19 protein-coding genes are annotated in these 14,241 nt (G+C 59.3%); 13 read left to right on the top strand and 6 right to left on the bottom strand.

Annotated elements, in window-relative coordinates:
• The first annotated feature begins 27 nt into the window (after positions 1-27).
• From hemE to SynRS9902_RS09065, 7 genes are all read left to right on the top strand, one after another.
• Positions 28-1,086: a uroporphyrinogen decarboxylase gene (hemE, locus tag SynRS9902_RS09035; RefSeq protein WP_186508882.1), complete on the top strand. Its 1,059-nt coding sequence runs from the start codon at positions 28-30 to the stop codon at positions 1,084-1,086.
• Positions 1,083-2,090, top strand: a complete 1,008-nt coding sequence (locus SynRS9902_RS09040) for an NAD(P)-dependent oxidoreductase (protein ID WP_186508883.1) — start codon at positions 1,083-1,085, stop codon at positions 2,088-2,090. Before hemE ends, SynRS9902_RS09040 begins: the two co-directional genes overlap by 4 nt.
• A gap of 19 nt (positions 2,091-2,109) precedes the next feature.
• Positions 2,110-2,469 (top strand): plastocyanin, encoded by a 360-nt coding sequence (petE, locus tag SynRS9902_RS09045; RefSeq protein WP_186494979.1) that lies wholly within the window; start codon positions 2,110-2,112, stop codon positions 2,467-2,469.
• Positions 2,470-2,601: 132 nt separating this feature from the next.
• Positions 2,602-2,979: a c-type cytochrome gene (locus SynRS9902_RS09050; RefSeq protein ID WP_186508884.1), complete on the top strand. Its 378-nt coding sequence runs from the start codon at positions 2,602-2,604 to the stop codon at positions 2,977-2,979.
• Positions 2,976-3,263: a Nif11-like leader peptide family natural product precursor gene (locus tag SynRS9902_RS09055; protein ID WP_186508885.1), complete on the top strand. Its 288-nt coding sequence runs from the start codon at positions 2,976-2,978 to the stop codon at positions 3,261-3,263. Before SynRS9902_RS09050 ends, SynRS9902_RS09055 begins: the two co-directional genes overlap by 4 nt.
• Positions 3,263-3,664, top strand: coding sequence for a hypothetical protein (locus SynRS9902_RS09060; RefSeq protein ID WP_186508886.1), 402 nt, complete (start codon positions 3,263-3,265; stop codon positions 3,662-3,664). The genes SynRS9902_RS09055 and SynRS9902_RS09060 overlap by 1 nt, the downstream gene beginning before the upstream one ends.
• A gap of 4 nt (positions 3,665-3,668) precedes the next feature.
• The gene (locus SynRS9902_RS09065) at positions 3,669-3,962 is read left to right on the top strand and encodes a hypothetical protein (RefSeq protein WP_186508887.1); all 294 of its coding nucleotides are present in this window, start codon (positions 3,669-3,671) and stop codon (positions 3,960-3,962) included.
• Positions 3,963-5,504: 1,542 nt separating this feature from the next.
• Here SynRS9902_RS09065 and SynRS9902_RS09070 read toward each other — a convergent pair.
• Positions 5,505-5,753 (bottom strand): DUF3104 domain-containing protein, encoded by a 249-nt coding sequence (locus SynRS9902_RS09070; RefSeq protein WP_186508888.1) that lies wholly within the window; start codon positions 5,751-5,753, stop codon positions 5,505-5,507.
• Positions 5,754-6,179: 426 nt separating this feature from the next.
• Between SynRS9902_RS09070 and SynRS9902_RS09075 the strand changes: the two genes are divergently transcribed.
• From SynRS9902_RS09075 to SynRS9902_RS09085, 3 genes are all read left to right on the top strand, one after another.
• Positions 6,180-6,437, top strand: coding sequence for a hypothetical protein (locus tag SynRS9902_RS09075; protein WP_186510680.1), 258 nt, complete (start codon positions 6,180-6,182; stop codon positions 6,435-6,437).
• 65 nt (positions 6,438-6,502) lie between these two features.
• Entirely contained in the window at positions 6,503-6,727 is a 225-nt protein-coding gene (locus SynRS9902_RS09080; protein WP_186508889.1) for a hypothetical protein, read from the top strand.
• 152 nt (positions 6,728-6,879) lie between these two features.
• Positions 6,880-7,119 (top strand): hypothetical protein, encoded by a 240-nt coding sequence (locus tag SynRS9902_RS09085; protein WP_186508890.1) that lies wholly within the window; start codon positions 6,880-6,882, stop codon positions 7,117-7,119.
• On the opposite strand, the gene SynRS9902_RS09090 is transcribed toward SynRS9902_RS09085, so the two are convergent.
• Positions 7,107-7,307: a hypothetical protein gene (locus SynRS9902_RS09090; RefSeq protein WP_186494970.1), complete on the bottom strand. Its 201-nt coding sequence runs from the start codon at positions 7,305-7,307 to the stop codon at positions 7,107-7,109. The genes SynRS9902_RS09085 and SynRS9902_RS09090 overlap by 13 nt on opposite strands.
• A gap of 144 nt (positions 7,308-7,451) precedes the next feature.
• Here SynRS9902_RS09090 and clpB point away from each other — a divergent pair, with 144 nt between their 5' ends.
• A complete protein-coding gene (gene clpB / locus SynRS9902_RS09095; RefSeq protein WP_186508891.1) occupies positions 7,452-10,040 on the top strand; it encodes an ATP-dependent chaperone ClpB in 2,589 nt (862 codons plus the stop codon).
• Here clpB and SynRS9902_RS09100 read toward each other — a convergent pair.
• Positions 10,026-10,502 carry a 6-carboxytetrahydropterin synthase gene (locus SynRS9902_RS09100; protein WP_186508892.1) on the bottom strand — a complete coding sequence of 159 codons (477 nt, stop codon included), beginning with the start codon at positions 10,500-10,502 and terminating at the stop codon, positions 10,026-10,028. The two genes, clpB and SynRS9902_RS09100, sit on opposite strands and share 15 nt — an antisense overlap.
• A 67-nt stretch (positions 10,503-10,569) precedes the next feature.
• Between SynRS9902_RS09100 and hisIE the strand changes: the two genes are divergently transcribed.
• Positions 10,570-11,238, top strand: a complete 669-nt coding sequence (hisIE, locus tag SynRS9902_RS09105) for a bifunctional phosphoribosyl-AMP cyclohydrolase/phosphoribosyl-ATP diphosphatase HisIE (RefSeq protein ID WP_186508893.1) — start codon at positions 10,570-10,572, stop codon at positions 11,236-11,238.
• Here hisIE and SynRS9902_RS09110 read toward each other — a convergent pair.
• The 3 genes from SynRS9902_RS09110 to SynRS9902_RS09120 are packed head-to-tail and all read right to left on the bottom strand — an operon-like array spanning position 11,235 to position 13,094.
• Positions 11,235-11,891, bottom strand: a complete 657-nt coding sequence (locus tag SynRS9902_RS09110; RefSeq protein ID WP_115082065.1) for a L,D-transpeptidase — start codon at positions 11,889-11,891, stop codon at positions 11,235-11,237. The two genes, hisIE and SynRS9902_RS09110, sit on opposite strands and share 4 nt — an antisense overlap.
• A gap of 46 nt (positions 11,892-11,937) precedes the next feature.
• Positions 11,938-12,603: a peptidase gene (locus SynRS9902_RS09115; RefSeq protein WP_186508894.1), complete on the bottom strand. Its 666-nt coding sequence runs from the start codon at positions 12,601-12,603 to the stop codon at positions 11,938-11,940.
• Positions 12,603-13,094: a DUF2214 family protein gene (locus SynRS9902_RS09120; RefSeq protein WP_011363983.1), complete on the bottom strand. Its 492-nt coding sequence runs from the start codon at positions 13,092-13,094 to the stop codon at positions 12,603-12,605. Before SynRS9902_RS09120 ends, SynRS9902_RS09115 begins: the two co-directional genes overlap by 1 nt.
• Before the next feature lie 180 nt (positions 13,095-13,274).
• Between SynRS9902_RS09120 and SynRS9902_RS09125 the strand changes: the two genes are divergently transcribed.
• Complete coding sequence (locus SynRS9902_RS09125) at positions 13,275-14,201, top strand: sigma-70 family RNA polymerase sigma factor (RefSeq protein ID WP_186510595.1); 927 nt, start codon at positions 13,275-13,277, stop codon at positions 14,199-14,201.
• The last annotated feature ends 40 nt before the right edge of the window (positions 14,202-14,241 follow it).

The raw sequence follows: 14,241 nt of genomic DNA on the forward strand, positions 1-14,241 counted from the left end.
GGTTTCCGGCTGACCTGACCGGGCTTGATGAGCGACTCTTTACCCCTGCTCCTGCGTGCTGCGCGCGGTGAATCGGTGGAGCGTCCTCCGGTGTGGATGATGCGCCAGGCCGGTCGCTACATGAAGATCTACCGGGACCTGCGGGACAAGTACCCCAGCTTCCGTGAGCGTTCCGAAAACCCTGATCTCTCCTATGAGATCTCGATGCAGCCGTTTCACGCCTTCAAGCCCGATGGCGTGATCCTGTTCTCCGACATCCTCACGCCCCTGCCGGGGATGGGAATCGATTTCGACATCATCGAGAGCAAAGGCCCCCAGATCGGCGTTCCAATCCGGAGCATGGCCCAAGTGGATGCCCTGCGCCCCCTCAACCCCTCCGAGTCGATGCCCTTTGTGGGTGAAGTGCTGGGTCGTCTGCGCCAAAGCGTCGGCAACGAAGCAGCTGTTCTCGGCTTCGTTGGTGCCCCTTGGACCCTGGCCGCCTACGTGGTGGAGGGCAAGAGCAGCAAGAACTACGCGGTGATCAAGGCCATGGCCTTCCGCGAGCCCAAGATCCTGCACAAGCTGCTCGACCACTTCGCTGAGTCGATCGCCAACTACCTGCGCTATCAGATTGATTCCGGCGCCCAGGTGGTGCAGATGTTTGATTCCTGGGCGGGCCAGTTGAGCCCAGCGGACTACGACACCTTCGCTGCGCCTTATCAGAAGAAGGTGGTGGATCTGGTCAAGCAGACACACCCCGACACCCCCTTCATCCTTTACATCTCCGGCAGCGCCGGCGTGATCGAGCGGATGGCCAACACCGGTGTTGACATCGTTTCGCTCGACTGGACGGTGGACATGGCCGAAGCCCTGGCACGTCTTCCGGAGCACGTTGGTGTTCAGGGCAACGTGGATCCCGGTCTGCTGTTTGGCACCCCAGAGGCGATTGAGGCCCGCATCGATGACTGCGTGCGCAAGGCCCGCGGCCGGAAGCACATCCTCAACCTCGGCCATGGAATTCTGCCGGGCACACCGGAAGAAAACGGTGAAGCCTTCTTCCGGGCCGGCAAGAGCGTGATGGACCGTCTCGGGGCTGTCGTTTGACCCGCATCCTGGTGACCGGCGCCAGCGGATGCGTCGGTCAGTACATCTCCCGCTGGCTTCTGGACCACTCGGATGCCGAGCTGCTGCTTTGGCTGAGGGATCCCGCCAAACTCACCGCTGTTCCAGCAGACCATCCCCGCATCCGCCTCTTGGTCGGGGACCTGCGGGACACCGACCGTTTTGCCCAAGAGCTGGCCTCGGTGAGCCGGGTGATTCACACCGCCACAGCCTGGGGTGACCCCGAGCGGGCCGAACAGGTGAATGTGGTGGCGGTGAAACGGATGCTGGCGCTTCTGGATCCCAGCAAGCTGGAGCAGGTCATTTATTTCTCAACGGCGAGCGTGCTCGATCGGCACCTGCGCCCCCTGCCGGAAGCTCTGGCCTACGGCACGGAATACATCCAAACCAAGGCTCGCTGCCTCAGGGATCTGGAGCAGCATCCCCTTGCCAGCAAAGTCGTCGCGGTGTTTCCCACCCTGGTGTTCGGCGGACGGGTCGATGGCACCAGCCCTTTCCCCACCAGTTATCTCACCGAAGGTTTGGCTGAAGCCAGCAAATGGCTCTGGCTGGCCCGTTGGCTTCGGGTGGATGCCAGCTTCCACTTCATCCATGCGGAAGACATCGCCCGCATCTGTGGCCTCCTGGCCACACGCCCCCACGAGCTGAACCGTGAGCCCGGTCAAGGCGCTCTGCGCCGGGTAGTGATGGGACAGCCGGCCATCTCGGTGAACGACACCGTAAAAACCCTCTGCCGCTGGCGCGGTGTGGCCCGAACGCCCGGCATTCCGCTCTGGCCATGGCTGATTGAGACCCTGATCCGCGTTCTGCCGATCGAAGTGAATGCCTGGGACCGATTCAGCATTCGACAGCGCCACTTCATCCATGACCCGGTGACGCAGCCGGAACGTTTCGGTGGCAGCAGCCATGCCCCTGACTTGGCAACAGTTCTTAGCGATTCCGGCCTGCCCAATCGCGGAACCCCCAGACCCGCGCGTAAGGTTTAGGTATCGACCTAGCACTTTCATGCGCTCCGTCATCCGCACCATTGCAGCCGCCTGCTGCGCCTTCCTGATGCTGATCGGCCTCAACGTCGGCAGTGCTCAAGCCGCCACTGTTGAAGTGAAGCTCGGCACAGACGGCGGCATGCTGGCTTTCGAGCCCGCCACCGTGAACATCAAGGCCGGCGACACTGTCAAGTTCGTCAACAACAAATTGGCTCCTCACAACGCTGTTTTCGACGGCCACGACGAGTACAGCCACTCTGATCTCGCCTTCAACCCCGGCGAATCCTGGGAAGAAACCTTCGCCACCGCAGGCACCTACGACTTCTACTGCGAGCCCCACCGCGGTGCTGGCATGGTCGGCAAAGTGATCGTTGAGTGATTCCTGGATTTCTGAGGAAATCTCCGAGAATTTCAAATTGAACTCAACCCCCGGGCTGTGTATCAATCGCAGCCCGGGGTTCTTTTTTTTGCCGGCAACGATGGATAGCTTGGGTCATTGAGGGGGGTTGCGATGGCACGCCTATCAGGCCTGATGCTGACGTTGCTGTTGATCGTTGGCGCAACAGGTCTGCTGTCTGCTCCGGTGATAGCGATGGACACGATCGAAAGCTCCGCCTTGGAGCGAGGTGAGCAGATTTTCAACAGCAACTGTGCGGCCTGTCACATGGGGGGCGGCAATGTGATCCGCGCCAACCGAACGCTGAAGATCAGCGACTTGAACGAGCATGTGGAGGCCTACTCCAGCTCCCCGCTGGAAGCCCTGGAACATGAGATCGAGGATGGGCTGAATGCCATGCCCAGCTATGCCGACAAACTGAGTGAGGAGGAGATCATGGCGGTTGCCACCTACGTTGAACAACGGGCCGAATTGGGCTGGTCCAGGCGATGAGTCGTGAAGCTCTTCGGGATTTTCTGCGGGCTGTGGAGCACCACCAGGGCTTGCGGCGTGATGTGGCCCAATGCCGTGATGACGATCAACTTTTGGCCCTGGCACGCTGCCACGGGTTCAATGTGATCCAGCAGGATCTGTGCGACGACGCCCGGGAATCAGCCATCACCCGCTGGTTCAAGACCAGCCGGATCCAGCGCTCGTTTCAATCAAATCCCGCCCAATCAAATCCCTCGCAATCAACACATCCACAACCAACACCCTCGCAATCACCAAAGACCTGATGGCCGTTGTCACCCTGCTCAGTGATTTCATCGACGGCACCAGCATGGCCCTGGCGGAAGACACCGACGCCGCCGATCTGAACGCCTTCATGACCGCCAATCAAGGCCGACTCTGGGCGAGCGTGCAGCAGCGCCGCCGGCAGCGACAGCAAACCATCGAGCGGCGAGGTCCGGGAACGGTGTACTTCGCTGCGGATGCCCCAGGGGCTGCGGCCGTGGAGCGCTACCTCGCCAGTGACACGGGCTCAGCTGAGGAAGCAGCAGCGCTGCAGGCCATGCGGAGCACTGGAGTGGAGATCTCCCCCCATGTGGGGGCAGACCGTGAACGCGATGTTCTGCTCAACGGCCGGTTGAAGGACCTAACGGCCCAGGCCAAGGCCAAAGCCAAGGGTTTTGGTTGAAGCCATGGGCGATGCAGCGATGACGCTTCCTGAGAACCCGCTTGGCCTGCAGAGTTTTGACGAGCTGGTGGAGTGGACCGTGTCCTACCTCCACTTCAAACACGCCCTGGAGGTGATTGCCTTCACCCCAGAGGTCGCAAGGTCGTATCTCGATCGCTTCAGCGCGTTCAGCAGCCGCTATGCCACAGAGATGAAAAAACAGGACATCCTGGAGGCCCGCCTCCCCAAAGAAATGCGGGAGAGCATTGAAGCTGAAAACGCTCACCGTGCTCTTTTACGGGAGCTGCTCAAGGGCTGATTAAGCCGCAGACTGGGCCTGATTGGCCGCCTGCAACACAGCCAGATGGAGATCTTCGTTGATTTCCCGAATGTCGTACTCATATCCCAGCCCCCTGAATGAGTTTTTCGGCATAGCACCAAAAATTCTGCATACAGAGAGGCCATGGCTCACCTCACTCAGCTCGGTATGCCGATCCTGCATCGTGGACTTTTCGGCCCACCAACTCCAACTGAGCTCATCAACATGAATTCGGTTTCAGGGGGGTGTGACATGTGCAGAACGAGCGCCCCCTTGTTTCCGCTTCTCAGGCTTTTCTCAGAAAGCTCTCAGCAGTTTTCAACCTGTGCCTCAGGTACTGCTCAATAGTTTTCCTCTGAGCCTTTGGCTCTGAGAGTCAGGGGGGCAACAACCTCTATGAGCTGCGGGTTGCTGTCCTCTTTTCCTTAGAGCAGATCGATCGGTCACCCCTTTGGTTCCACCCTGTTGACCAGTCGGGTCTGTGGATAGGTGTCAGATGATGCGTCGTGTCCTGTCGAAGCAGGGTTACGACAGAAGAGCTCCAGTTGATTTGCAGAGCAGGAGCAACGGAACCACCATCGCTTGGTCGACTTGCCGGTGGTTTCGTTCGCTAAAAAAAAGAGCCCCCCAGCTCTGATGAAGGGGCTCATGTTTAACGACTTGCTCAGGCTGGCAATTGATAGAAGAAGCGGCAACTCGGGTCAGCGAGCCCTCATCCAGGGGTGTTCAGGCCGCCGCTGCGCTGGGTTGATCAGAAGAAAAGCCTGGAGAGTTGGCTCCAGGGTCGTCTTCCTTTCATCCGAGGAAGCCTTGGCAGCTCAGTAACAAGGCCTCTCCTCGATGACCGACAGAAGTAACGGTGGATTCTGCCGATAAGGTCAATTAACTCCTCTTTGCTGCGCGCCAATACCCCTACTTGGGGACAATGCCTCACAGGCTCTGACAGGTCCTCGTTTGGTGGCTATCAATTGGACGTGACTTGTTAATCGAGCTTTCGTTTTGACTCGAAAGTCACGCGAGGGAATGGAGAGCACGCAACCAACCTGCTCTCTCCCCTTAACAATCCCTAAAGACTGGGTGTAACAACCCGAACTCCCCAGCATTGGTTGTTGCTGGGAATGTCCCGGCGGGTTGCAGAGCTGCATCCCTATTGGTAGTGCTGGGTTTAACGAGGGCCCAGCGCTTCCCTAATCAGACCCTGGGAACGACGTGGGTGACGAGGTCAGCGTTGACCCAGTCGATGACGGGTGCTGTGAGCTGGCCTAAGCGGGCTTGTAGCAGCCATCGCCACATCGGTTACGCCGCTTTGCCGCGATGATGTGAACTGTGCCGTTTAAAAGGCAGAGGATGACCAACAGCACTCCAAACCTCGTTGCCTGGCTGGTCGAATACAAAAAGTATTTAATGCTCGTCGCGGATGGTGCCATGAGGCTGCACTTCTAAAGCAAGAAATTGAGGAGGGTCTCAGTTGGGTTGAGCTGACATGGGCTGACCTTGAATTTGCAAATGATCCTGCTCTGCCGTCAGAGGTACGGATGTCAGCTAGACCCTCGGAACGATGTGAGTCACCAGGTCAGCATTGACCCAGTTGATGACGCCCGTATCGACATCAGCCACCTGGAACGGGGTGGGCAACTTCGGGTTTCTGGCGCCGCCATCGACCCAAATCACATCGGCCATCCGCCAAGCCCCATCCGTGTCAGTGACGATCACGGTCATTCCCGACTTGACATGCAGAAAGACCGGATCCGACGTGGGCGCTGCAACACCGCTCGAATGATCAACCGACATCCCTTCCAAGCAAGTACAAATGCACAAGCAGAGGAGTTGTGAAGAGTTCAACAACATCGCCTGAATAAAACCTGTGGCACAGGGGCCCCACCGAGTGGCTGATGGCGATGTTGATGGTGTGGGTCTGGCAGCTTTGCGGCCGCCACACGGGGATAGAGGCTTAACGGACTCTCCCCACCACTGAGGGGGATGGAGGACCGGAGGGGCCTCTCCCCCCGCAGCATTCACAACCGAAGATCAGCAATAGCCATAAAAAACCCAGCCATTTCTGACGGGGTGAATGTTCTGTCGGGGTTTTAATCGGATAAAAGACCTTCAGGCAAAGAACGAAGTTTTAGCAACAAGCCATCTAAGTACTGACATCCAATAGATAGAAAGTGACCAAGGCTACATCTCATACCTGAAAGTTGAGTGATAACAAAAAACATGCATCAGCTGTGGTTCGGCCTGCATTCGGTTACCCACCACACAGCTAGAAGCAGTGATTGCAAGACTCAACAGGCCTTCATTCATTTAAGGATGACAACTGAAATTCGTAACTGGGCTGTTGTCGCAGCTGCAATGGAAGCTCAGGGTGCAACCAACAGCGAAATGTACCGTCGAGCCAAAGCACTTGCAGAGGGCAATCCTGACCCCATGCCCACGAGTTACCCAGCTGCTCCTCTGAGCATTTCTGCAGCCTGAATTTCACTCACTGATGGGCAGCCTTGCAATAAAAGCAAGGCTGTAACTGCTTTTACTTACTTCCAATGACCAACCATCACCTGTCAGTAGAGCAAAGGTTTCAGCTGGAGGCAGCCTTCAGAGAGATCGATAGCTGCGAGGACATTGACAAGCTCCGTGCCCTTACGAAGCAGATCATTACGGCACAGGAAAATGAGAAGGCATTTGCTCGTGAAGCAATGCAGCAGATCCGCAAGGAGATGGAGGCAGCTGCCCAGCAGCGGTTTGGATTCAACTGGGGGCAGAAGTAAACGCCTGGATTGGCTTGAACAAGTCAGTGTTTACCGCCAGCTTCCTTGGTGGACCATGTAAAGACCCGCCATTGCTAAGGGGGTGGAGTGTGTGAGGTATATCGGGAGATGGATAGCGACAACCTCAGCACCCCCTGCTTTTCCATGCACTGATGAGTAGCTATTTGCTCCTGAATATCGACTCAATGCAGCCGTTAGTTCTGCCTCAGAGCACGACTGCCGTCTGTGTTGATCAACTGATTGCAATGATCGAAGGGCCCCAGCAGATCCTCTTGGCCGTGGCTGCATTGCAGAAGGGTTACGACCCTGTCCTGATTGAGAACGAAGGCGAGCTGTTCCAGTACTTCGAAGCTGAGAACAGCAGATTCCCTGAGAACTATTACTGCAACTGACGAGCTGCCTCTAGGACTGCAAGGTAGAGGTCCTCATCGATTTCCCGGATGTCGTACTCCGTGGGTTTCACCCCGTGGTGGTGCTCATGCACCACCATCCAACAGCTGCGTTCCAGCTCACCGCCAGCCGTTGCTGCGAGCGCCAGGCCCTGCTGCACGAGGGAGTCCACCAGCGGCTGATCAGGCATTGGCATCCAAGGGTTCGGCAAACTTTAAAAAGACACCCCGGTTTGCCGCTCCCTGGTGTGGGGACCGATCCAAAGGCTTCGGTTTGCCCCCACTGGAGACGGAACAAGCCCCATACGGTGAACCCAGTTTGAAACGCATCCGAGATGCAACCCACGGCTGAACAGTTCACCGAACAAGCCTGGGCAGCCATCGTCGCCGCCCAGCAACTGGCGCAGAGCGCCAGGCATCAGCAACTCGAGACAGAGCATCTGCTGCTTGCGCTGTTGCAGCAGAACGGGCTGGCTGGACGGATCCTCAGCAAAGCAGGGGTCGACGTTGGCACGTTCCAGGCGGCCGTGGACAGCCATCTCAGGCAGCAGCCCAGTCTTGGCTCTCCACCGGAATCGGTGTTTCTGGGACGCTCCCTGAACAGCTGTCTGGATCGCGCCGAAACAGCCCGCGATGGATTCAGTGACAGCTACATCGCCATCGAACATCTGTTGCTGGCCTTGGCCGACGATGGTCGCTGCGGCAGGCAGCTGCTCAGCCAAGCGGGCGTTGAAAACAGCAAACTCAACGAAGCCATCACAGCTGTACGAGGCAACCAGACGGTGACCGATCAGAACCCGGAAGGGACCTATGAATCTCTTGAAAAGTACGGACGGGACCTGACGGCCGCCGCCCGTGACGGAAAGCTGGACCCCGTGATCGGTCGCGACGAGGAGATCCGGCGCACCATCCAGATCCTCAGCCGACGCACCAAAAACAACCCGGTGCTGATCGGCGAACCAGGTGTGGGAAAGACCGCCATTGTTGAGGGACTGGCGCAGCGCATCGTGAATGGCGATGTGCCCCAGGCCTTGCAGAACCGTCAGCTCATCGCCCTCGACATGGGAGCCCTGATCGCCGGTGCGAAATACCGCGGTGAGTTCGAGGAACGGCTCAAGGCTGTGCTCAAGGAGGTCACCGCCTCGGAAGGCCAGATCGTGCTGTTCATCGATGAAATCCACACGGTGGTGGGCGCTGGAGCCACCGGTGGAGCAATGGATGCCAGCAATCTGCTCAAGCCGATGCTGGCCCGGGGGGAACTGCGCTGCATTGGCGCCACCACCCTCGACGAGCACCGCCAGCACATCGAAAAAGACCCTGCCCTGGAGCGACGCTTCCAGCAGGTGCTGGTGGATCAACCCAGCGTGGAAGACACGATTTCAATCCTGAGGGGCCTGAAGGAGCGCTATGAGGTGCACCACGGCGTCCGCATCGCCGACAGTGCCCTGGTGGCTGCTGCTGTGTTGAGCAGCCGCTACATCGCCGACCGCTTTCTGCCCGACAAGGCGATTGATCTGGTGGATGAATCCGCCGCTCGCCTGAAGATGGAGATCACCTCCAAACCGGAGGAGATCGATGAAATCGATCGCAAGATTCTGCAGCTGGAGATGGAGAAGCTCTCCCTCGGCCGTGAATCCGACAGTGCCAGCCAGGAGCGGCTGCAGAGGATCGAGCGGGAACTGGCGGACCTGGGCGAACAGCAAAGCTCCCTGAATGCCCAGTGGCAGCAGGAGAAAGGGGCGATCGATGAGCTGTCGTCGCTCAAGGAGGAGATCGAACGGGTGCAGCTGCAGGTGGAACAGGCCAAACGCAGCTACGACCTGAACAAAGCAGCGGAACTGGAATACGGCACCCTGGCCTCGCTGCAGAAGCAGTTGCTCGAACAGGAAGCCCAGATCGCCTCAGAGGAGCCTGGCGAGAAAGGCTTGCTGCGGGAGGAGGTGAGTGAAGACGACATCGCCGAGGTGATCGCCAAGTGGACCGGAATCCCTGTGGCGCGGCTGGTGCAGAGCGAAATGGAGAAGCTGCTGCAGCTGGAGGATGACCTGCATCAGCGGGTGATCGGCCAGCACCAGGCGGTCACCGCCGTCGCCGATGCGATTCAACGGTCCAGGGCGGGGCTGAGCGACCCGAACCGCCCCATCGCCAGCTTCCTGTTCCTCGGCCCCACGGGTGTGGGCAAGACGGAACTCTCCAAAGCCCTCGCCAACCGGCTGTTCGACAGCGATGACGCCATGGTTCGCATCGACATGTCGGAGTACATGGAGAAGCACACCGTGAGCCGTTTAATCGGGGCACCTCCCGGCTACGTCGGATACGAGGCCGGGGGCCAGCTCACCGAAGCGGTGCGTCGTCGGCCCTACGCCGTGATCCTGTTCGACGAGGTGGAAAAAGCCCACCCGGATGTGTTCAATGTGATGTTGCAGATCCTCGATGACGGCCGTGTCACCGATGGGCAGGGCCGCACGGTGGACTTCACCAACACCGTGCTGATTCTCACCAGCAACATCGGCAGCCAGTCGATCCTGGAGCTGGCCGGCGATCCCGAGCAGCATGGAGCGATGGAAAGCCGGGTGAATGAGGCTCTGCGGGCCCATTTCCGGCCGGAATTCCTCAATCGCCTCGACGATCAGATCATCTTTCACAGCCTCAGGCGGGAGGAACTGCGCCAGATCGTCACCCTCCAGGTGGAACGTCTGCGCCAGCGGCTGGCTGAGCGCAAGCTGGAGCTGAGCCTGAGCGATGGGGCCGCCGACTGGCTCGCCAATGCCGGATATGACCCCGTCTATGGGGCACGACCGCTGAAACGCGCTGTGCAACGGGAACTTGAGACACCCATTGCCAAGGCGATCCTGGCGGGTCTTTACTGCGAGGGGCAGGCGATCAGCGTGGAGCTGGAAGCGGACGCGTTAGCCCTGCGCTGAAAACCAGGCGGGAACAGCGCTGTAGGTGGCCGCATTGCGGCTGTTCTCCCGCGCCTCCACGCCGAAGCAACAGGTGCGACCGCCGTCCCGCTCCCGCAGCAGCTCATTGGCCCAGGTCCAGATCAAAGCCGCCGTTGCCTCCATGCCCACGTTCTCCATCACGCGGAGATCAATGGCCTGGAGGTCATGCAGCCGCTGCCATTCCGCCAGCAGTGGGTCGTCGGCATTGACCAGAAAAGTGTGATCGAACTGCTGCCTCAGGCGTTCTTCGAAGGGGCGAAGGCTGGAGAAATCAACAACAAACCCGCAGGCATCCAGCCCCGTTGCGGCGAACCAGAGGTTGAAACTGCGGCTGTACCCATGCACGAAGCGGCAATGGCCCTGGTGGCGCCACTGACGGTGACAGCAGGGATAGCCGCTGAAGGCTTTGCTGCAGCTGTAGGGGGTCGGAGAAACGAGCAAGGGGCGAAAACGCGGAATGGAGCACGCTGCGGGAAGATTCAGGCGTTGCCCGAATGTCCGAGGCCTGATGCAGCCCCTCAGTCCCGCCTTCATTGACCAACTCCGTTTTAACGAAGCGGGGCTGATTCCAGCTGTGGCCCAGGACTGGCTGGACGGGGCGGTGCTGATGGTGGCCTGGATGAACCGGGACGCCATCGAGGCCACCCTGCGCAGCGGTGAGGTGCATTACTGGAGCCGCTCACGCCAGGAGCTTTGGCACAAGGGAGCCACCAGCGGTCACATCCAAACGATGCGGGAGATCCGCTACGACTGTGATGCCGACGTGTTGCTGGTGATCGTGGAGCAGGCTGGGGATGTGGCCTGCCACACCGGCTCCCGCAGCTGTTTCTATGAAAACAGCGATGCACGAACCAAAGGTGGAGCCGAGGCTTTAGCGCCACCAACGGATGCCTGCACCGAACTGTTCCGAGTGATCGAAGGGCGACGCGAGCAGCCGGAGGAAGGCAGCTACACCAACAAGCTGCTGGCAGGGGGAGACAACAGCATCCTCAAAAAAATCGGCGAGGAGAGTGCTGAATTCGTGATGGCCTGCAAAGACGACAACGCCGCCGAGATCGCCGGCGAAGCGGCCGACATCATCTTCCACATGCAGGTGGCCCTGGCCCATCACGGCGTGAGCTGGCGACAGGTGCAGGAAGTGCTGGCCGCACGACGGGGTGCCCCGCGCCGGCACTAAGGCAGACAGGGGCTGTCGCTGCTGATCACCACTTCATCGCCAAGCTCCACGGTGTCCAACAACACCCCCATGGTGAGCTTTCCGGCATTGATGCAACCGCCAGTCACCGCCTTGCCGATCCGGGACTCGTCATTGGTGCCGTGAATGGCGAAGCTGTACCAGCGGAAGACGCCGTCGTAGGTGTTGAAACGGAAGGGCTGCTCTGTGGCAGGCACAGGAGCCAGGCTGATGTAACCGATGCCGTATTCCCCGGTTTCCCCATCACCTTTGAAGTCGATGGAGTTCATGTTGGTGAAGAGGCTCTCGCGCAGCTCCTCTTCTGATTTGCCGGATTGCTCCACCAGTGCCGGATCCATCTCGAAGCGGTCGTTGCTGAGGATGGCGTTGACCTGAAAGGTTCCAAGCGGAGTGACGCCCTCTTCAAAGGTGGTGCCTTCACAGGCAATGCCATGGCGACCATGGCCAACGGTGAAACGCAACGGCCCCTCAGCACGATCCAACACACCTTCGCTGGCGGCTGGATTGCTGCCGTCCAGCTGAATCCGAATCGGTGCTCGAACCTGTGGGTCCTGCTGGGGCAGGCTGTTGTTGGAACGACAACCCACCAGACTCAGCAGCAGACCAGCCAGCGCCAGAGAACGGATCAGGTGCATCGATCAACCACGACTGCCGGCAGCATGCCGCGCCCGCATGGTGACGTCACTCAAGTGATTCAGATTCGGCCGGTTCGATGGGCTTTCGAAGCGTTGAACCGAAACGGGTGGATTGCTGCATGACCCACGCCAGCGTGAGGCGATCCCGCTGCGATGGCACCAACACCGGACGCTCGCCTTGGCTGATCGCCAGAACATCAGTGGGAACAGGACTGTGGCCCCAAAGGCCAAAGGCGTGGCCCAGCTCATGCAGAGCGGTGGCCTGCAGTGCTTCCGCTCGCAGCCCTGGTGACACCATCACCTTCACCAGGGGTTCAAGCCTTCGGCGGCCCTGGCGCTGCACGTCCACAACCTGAAGCTGTGTGCGTCCGTTGCTGGCGCGCCACACCCCAGCCACCTGCCGGCGGGCCGGACGCTGCCGATGAATCAACACGTTGGCCTGGTCCGGATTGTCCACCAGCGTGAGCGGAACCAGTGCACGCCAGGTGGTCAGCGCCGATGACACCTGATCAAGCCAACGTTGGTCCCAGCGGTTGGCCGGCGTGGCGGCGGCGGGCTGAACCCAGACGCACCAGTGCTTCAACACGGGCGGACCCAGGGAGGTGGTGGCGATGGAGGAGGCATAGCCTGGCCTTTGACCTGGAGCCTGGCGTTTCAAAGCCACCTGCAGGGTTCGAACCTGCTGTTGTGGAGGACAGAGCTCGGGCTGCATCAGGCGGCGGGAAGACCCACACCGCGGGCCATCAGGGTCGCCATCAACGGAATGCTGGCGAAGCCGACCAGTTCAATGTTGATGATCCAGGCCAGACGCTTAGCGAGGGCTTCGCTCACTTTGGGCAGCTCACCCTTGCGCAGCGGAATCGCCCAGAGGATGTAGGTGATTGTGGGATACAGCGATAGGCCTCCCACGGAGAGGTACAGGCCAACCTTCCACCAGAACAAGGGATTCTGGGTGTAAAACTCGGCACCCTGGCCGAAGTGGATCACCCGCAGGATTCCACTGACCAGAAGTGCCAGGGCAGCGATGCCATAAACGATGTCGGTGATCACCATCGCCGTGGCCTCCTGGCGATTCGGATCAGCTTTGATCAGCTTCCGCTCCAGCACCAGGGCGCCGAAACAGAGCATGAAGCTGAGGTAGTGAACGTAGGCAACGCCAGCGTTCTTGGCGATGTCGGACGTGAGAGCGACGGCCAGGGGCATGGGCGTGGCGACGGAAGGTGCGGCGACCTTAGCCACCCAATTGAATTAACAATGAAAGATTCACTTCACCAACAGGAAGAAAGAGTGAAATAGCGCACAAAGTATTAATTCGGGAGTCTTTATTATGACCGCCAGAAAAAAACACTTTGGTTCTAGGTTCAATTCAGCCGTATCGTCATGATGACGAGTTCTCTGAGTGCTTTTCTCGGCGAAATTGGTCGCCATCAACTGCTCACTCCAGAGCAGGAACTCATGATGGGTAGAAAGGTTCAGGCGATGGTCGCCATCACAGAACGCTGTCATCTGGCTGGCGGGAGTGGCCCAGCCTGTGAGTACAGCGATGAAGAAAAAGGCGTGATTCGCCGCGGCGAACGGGCCAAGAATCAGATGATTACGTCCAATCTTCGTCTTGTCGTCAATCTGGCCAAGCGTTATCAGGGCAAGGGCCTGGATCTTCTCGATCTGATTCAAGAGGGAACCCTTGGCCTCACTCGAGCCGTCGAGAAATACGACCCCACCCGCGGCCATCGTTTCTCCACCTATGCCTACTGGTGGATTCGGCAGGGGCTGAATCGAGCGCTCTCCACCCAAAGCCGCACGATTCGCATTCCCGTGAATGTGAACGAAAAGCTCACCAAATTGCGGGCTGCCAAGGCACGCTTGATGCAGCGCAATGGCCTCAGCCCCAGCGGAGAGCAGCTGGCGGAGTTCATGGAGATCCCCATCGCTGAGGTGGAAGATCTGCTGGCCTGTGAACTGCGCAGCGTCACCGTGAGCCTCCAGGGGGTTGTGAAATCGAAATCGGATCCCTCCGAGCTGGTGGATGTGCTCCCAAGCGAGGAGCTACCGCCCCTGGAACGGGCCGAGATCGCTGAACGCACCGCGTCGGTCTGGTCTTTGCTGGCCAAAGCCAATCTCACCCCGAAAGAACACACCGTCGTGACCCTGCTCTTTGGGCTGGATGGCACCAACGAATGGCGCACCCTTGCCGAGGTGGCTCGCCACATGAACTGTTCACGGGAGTATTGCCGTCAGGTGGTGCAGCGGGCCCTGCGCAAACTGCGCAAGACGGGCATTCAAAGCGGACTCGTGGAATCCACACCCTGAAGATCGGCGAGCCCCGCTGGCGTCTTGCAAAGGAACTGGG

This window comes from Synechococcus sp. RS9902 (assembly GCF_014279635.1).
In the GTDB taxonomy this organism is placed as follows: Bacteria; Cyanobacteriota; Cyanobacteriia; order PCC-6307; family Cyanobiaceae; genus Parasynechococcus.